The organism is Mucilaginibacter sp., from assembly GCF_039207105.1.
Lineage (GTDB): Bacteria > Bacteroidota > Bacteroidia > Sphingobacteriales > Sphingobacteriaceae > Mucilaginibacter.
The window spans coordinates 1-5,136 of record NZ_JBCECK010000244.1; the positions used below are offsets into that span (position 1 = coordinate 1).

General features: G+C 42.1%; 5 protein-coding genes. 1 reads left to right on the forward strand and 4 read right to left on the reverse strand.

All coding sequences use genetic code 11. The annotated features are described in order from the left end of the window. Positions 1-123 precede the first annotated feature (123 nt). From AAGC65_RS24760 to AAGC65_RS24770, 3 genes are all read right to left on the reverse strand, one after another. Positions 124-348 (reverse strand): hypothetical protein, encoded by a 225-nt coding sequence (locus AAGC65_RS24760; protein ID WP_343115144.1) that lies wholly within the window; start codon positions 346-348, stop codon positions 124-126. Between the two features lie 139 nt (positions 349-487). Beyond that, positions 488-2,500, reverse strand: coding sequence for an NAD-dependent DNA ligase LigA (gene ligA / locus AAGC65_RS24765; protein WP_343115145.1), 2,013 nt, complete (start codon positions 2,498-2,500; stop codon positions 488-490). Between the two features lie 113 nt (positions 2,501-2,613). After that, entirely contained in the window at positions 2,614-3,534 is a 921-nt protein-coding gene (locus AAGC65_RS24770) for a DUF6263 family protein (protein ID WP_343115146.1), read from the reverse strand. Between the two features lie 166 nt (positions 3,535-3,700). Here AAGC65_RS24770 and AAGC65_RS24775 point away from each other — a divergent pair, with 166 nt between their 5' ends. Next, positions 3,701-3,952 (forward strand): hypothetical protein, encoded by a 252-nt coding sequence (locus AAGC65_RS24775; RefSeq protein WP_343115147.1) that lies wholly within the window; start codon positions 3,701-3,703, stop codon positions 3,950-3,952. 100 nt (positions 3,953-4,052) lie between these two features. Here AAGC65_RS24775 and AAGC65_RS24780 read toward each other — a convergent pair. Next, positions 4,053-5,136 (reverse strand): DUF885 domain-containing protein (locus AAGC65_RS24780; protein ID WP_343115148.1); only part of this gene is annotated, 1,084 nt, incomplete at its 5' end.

Consider the following 5,136-nt stretch of genomic DNA (forward strand, 5'->3'; position numbering starts at 1 on the left):
GTTATAAACAGGATGAAGAATAAGGCGAATCTCATTAGCGGTAGTTTATGCTAAGATGGCGCTTATTAGTTAAATGTTACAACGCTAATTGTTAAATAATGTGAATTACTCCGGCAAATGAGATCAGGACGCTTTGTGCGAATTTTTACTACCGAGGGGAGGAAGTACTTTGTTTTTAATGTTCCAGTCTTCAATATTAACAAGGCCTGCTTTGGTTTTATAGTGCGATTTATTTTGAGGGCAGCGCACTACAAAACCTCCTTTTACCGGTTCAATTACCGGCCGGGCTCCACATTCTTTGCAAGGTTCGCAATTTATATTTTTTTGTATTTCAATAAAGTTCCCCATTTAAATGAATATTTTTTAATTAATAATAAAAAGAGAAATTTTCAATAGGGGCTTTGCTAAGTACGTAAATTACATGCCTTTAGGTTTTATACAAAGATAATAATTTTAATATTATTGTTAACTTATTTGCGTAAATAGGTTAATTTATCATAACCAATAATTCCTCGTCGCTGATAATGGGGATATTTAGTTTTTGCGCTTTCTCTAATTTAGCGGGGCCCATATTATCGCCTGCTACCAGGTAGTTGAGCTTTGCTGATATACTGCTTAATATTTTACCGCCATTTTGTTCTATCAGGTCTTTAAGCTCGTCGCGGGAGTATTTTTCAAATACGCCTGATATGATAAAGCTTTGTCCGGCTAATTTGTCGCTGGCCAGTTTAACTTCTTTTTCTTCCACAACAAATTGCAGGCCCAGTTCTTTTAGCTTTTCAATTTCCTGGCGATGTTGCTCATTGCTGAAATATTCGGTGATGCTTTGAGCAATGCGTTCGCCAATTTCGTCGGCAGCTACCAATTCTTCCTGGGTGGCGGCCATTAAGCCATCAATTGATTTAAAATGCACAGCAAGCTTTCTGGCAACTGTTTCGCCAATGTAGCGTATGCCCAGGCCAAACAATACTTTTTCAAAAGGCATCTGTTTTGATTTTTCGATGCCTTCCAACATATTGTTGATCGATTTATCGCCAAAGCGGCCCATTTGCTTCAGTTCATCAGCATGAGTATGTAGCTTATAAATATCGCTGATGTGCCTGATGTATCCCTTGGAATATAGCGTTTCGATGGTTTCATCGCCAAGGCCGTCAATGTCCATCGCTTTACGGCCAATAAAGTGCTGCATTTTACCAACTATTTGCGGCGGACAACCTTCATCATTAGGGCAGTAAAACGCGGCCTCGCCTTCCTTGCGCTCCAGGTGGGTACCACAAGCAGGGCAGGAAGTCAGATAAACCACGGGTACGGCATTTTGCGCTCGCTTCTCTGGGTTTACGCTAATGATCTTCGGGATGATCTCTCCGCCTTTTTCAACAAATACGGTATCGCCCTCGTGCAAATCAAGCCTGATGATCTCATTAGCGTTGTGCAGGGTAGCACGCTTTACAGTAGTGCCGGCCAATAATACAGGCTTTAAATTGGCAACCGGTGTAACCGCACCCGTACGGCCAACCTGGTAACTTACACTCAGCAATTCGGTTTCAACACGCTCGGCTTTAAATTTATAGGATATGGCCCAGCGTGGCGATTTGGCGGTAAAACCAAGTTCCTGCTGCTGCGAAAAATTATTCACCTTAATCACTATGCCATCAATATCGTAACTCAGACCAAAACGGTCTTTATCCCATTTGGTTATAAATTGTAATACCTCATCAATATTACTGCACAGGCGGCTATGCTCATTGGTATGAAAGCCCCAGCTTTTAACAGCCTGCAGACTTTCCCAATGGGTTTTAAATACAGGTTTTTCGGTATACAGAAAATACAGGAAGCAATCCAACGGGCGTTTAGCCACCTCGGCAGAGTCCTGCATTTTTATGGTGCCTGAGGCAAAGTTGCGCGGATTAGCATAAGCAACCTCTCCGTTCTCTAAACGCTCGTTATTGAGGCGCTCAAAAGCTTTGCGGTGCATGAAAACTTCGCCACGTATGTCAAAGTAGTTAGGATAGTTGCCTTCGTGCAGACGCTTAGGTATGGTATTGATAGTACGTACGTTGGTGGTTACTTCGTCGCCCTGCACACCATCACCCCGGGTAACAGCGCGTATCAGCTTGCCATCCTCATAAGTTAAACTCATAGAAAGGCCATCAAATTTGAGCTCACATACGTATTCAAAGTTATCGCCGATAGCTTTACGGATGCGCTGGTCAAAATCAAGCAGTTCCTGTTCGTTATAGGTATTGCCTAAGGATAACATAGGCCACCTGTGCCTAACGGTAACAAACTCTTTGGTGATATCGCCACCCACCCTTTGCGTAGGCGAATCAGGGTCTGCAAACTCCGGAAATTCTTTTTCCAGTTTATTTAGCTTTTCCAGTTTCTGATCAAAATCAAAATCAGAAATAGTCGGCATGGCCAGCACATAGTAATTGTAGTTGTGCTGTTTTAGTTCGCTTGTTAAAGCCAGGATCTGTTTTTTAGCTTCGGCTGGTGACATAGGTGCGAAATTAACAAATTGCTTTATTTGTTCAATTATTCATCGGTTTATTGGCTACTTACAATATAAGTAATTTATGCAAAAAGCTGTTAAACTGAAAAATGAACCGGCAATTATTTATCTGTGCTTATGGTCTCATTCACCACGCTCATGGGGAATACGATGCCTCCGGGTATTTTAGGGTTATCTTTAATTTCAACGGTGCCGCTTAGCGTTTGCTTTATTTTTGACTCACTCACCCAACCTGTGGTTTTATCAGCTTTAATATCGGCTGTCATAGTGCCGGTTACATGATATTTCATGGGCATGCCATTCACTTGTTTAAAATCGCCGTTGCCTGCCGATTCTATACGACCATCGCCATGTATAACATAACTTGCCGGTGTTACATCGGTTAATTGGTAAACGGTGGCCACCTTAGCGGTCATGGCGCTCTCGAGCATAGTGTTTATCGTCCACTTATCTTTTTTTGATACCGGAGTTTCGGGAAAAAGCGCGGTTAATAACTCGATGCTCCCTTTAAGCGCCTTTGACCCGAACGACTGGATAAACTGTTCTTTGATCTGATCTTTTTGTGCCCCCTGTATCTGCGCGTAGCCATCCAGAACTGATGATATCATGTTTTCTACATTTTCTACCGAGTGTACCCTGCCGCTTTTGGTTAGGGTGGCTGTAAAGGGTTTATCAACTATACCAGCCAGCATAGATGACATGACATCATTCGGATCCTTTTTTTGAGAGTCGAAATTGAGCGGACCTGTGGGCAGCTGCATTTTCATACGCACATTTTTATAAACAACCTCCATGTAATAAAGAGAATCATCAACATTAAGCACTTTGAATGATGTAGTGCCGGCAATGGTAAGTTTTACATTATTGTCCTGCCCGTTTACAGTTTGTTTGATGGCCGATGTGGTATTGGTAACCATCGTATAAGTGTTACCTTTCACTAAATTCAGAGCCAGTTTTAGTTTTTGCGCCTGGCACGAAAAGCCTATAAACAGGGATAAAAGCAAACTGAAGATGTATTTCATGGCGTAATTATTGCGGCGATAAAGGTATTATAATATTTATGCAAAAAAAATGCATTAAAACATAGCAATTATTTAAAACTAATTTCGTTAACTTTATAGTAATCAGTGCTCTTTACAATTTATTACACAGTTTACTACACAATTTAACGATCGAAAGGGGGTTATTATGTTACAGCAAATAGCATTTATACCGCAACATCAATTCCATGTATTGATCAATTTTAAGGATGATGAGCGTATTGTGGCTGTTTTACCCAACAGGGGAGGGGGGAGATTCCGCGTGGTTGATCAGGGCAAAGTTATAGCCGAAGTTAATTATGACAGGCAAAGGAGCAGTATTGTTTGCTGCCGTGGTAAACTGGAAGATAACATTATGGCCCAGCTTGCGCACCAGATCAAAAATCATTACGCACAATAACAAAGAATTTGATAGTTCATGGGTGATGGCTTATGGTTCATAGTCCATGAGTTTTTGTTACTCATGGGCTATCTCTTTTTGCGGCCATCATCAATTGATGTTAATTCTTTTTTGATGGCTGTTTTGCCAGCATGGCATCTTTTATGAACTTAACCGGGGCACTGCCGTAGCTTAAAAACTTCTCATTAAATTCTTTCAGTTTGTACTTATCATCCATTTTGGTTTTATAAGCATCGCGTAAATCGATGATCTCTTTATAACCGGTGTAGTAGCTGGTTAGTTGTACGCTGCTTACGCTTACCCTTTTCCATTTGCCTTCGGCCTCGGCCTGCTGCTGGAAGGCCTCGGTGGTAAGCATTTTAATAGCCTGCTCTTTGGTCATGTTGCCGCTGTGTACACTATAATCCAATATGGTATTGCAAACTGAGCGCAAGTGCCATTTATACCACATCAGCCTCATTTCGGGCTCATTGTTGCCATAGCCACTATCAAGCATCATTTCCTCAGCATATACCGCCCAGCCCTCATTCATGGCACTGTTACCAAAAACCGATTTAATGATGCTCGGAGCCTTGTTGGCATAAACACCCTGAACATAATGGCCCGGTACCGCCTCATGAATACTTAATATCTGAATAATGTACTGGTTATATTCGCGCAGATAGCTTTCGGCTTTTTCAGGGCTCCAGCCGGCAAGGCTGCCCACGTTATAGTAGGAGTTACCATCTTTATCGTACGGGCCCGGGCCGCTCATGGAGGCGCCCGCCACTCCGGCCATATAACCCGGCTCTTTGCGGATGATCAATGGTTTAGTTGGATCAAGCGTTAGCAGGTCTTTAGTTTTTACAAATTCCTTTAACTTAGGAATAAGCTGCACAATGGCCGATTGAAACTCATCCGGCTTCACATGTTTTGCTGATAGGGTATCAATCATGGCACTAACCAAGGTAAGCGTATCTGCAGGGATAACTTTGCTGCCAAAATATTTTGGCCATAGCTGACGGCTTATTTTAGCCATTTCGCCATGAATGTGTTTTTTGCGTTTAAGCGCGGCGTTGTAAACCTGCTGCGCGTTGCTGGCCGATACTATCTCATATTTGAATTTATCTTCATACAGATCTTTACCCAATCTGAAACTGCGGGGATGATCGTTTTTAAGGGCTTTTAGCCAATCGGTATAACCT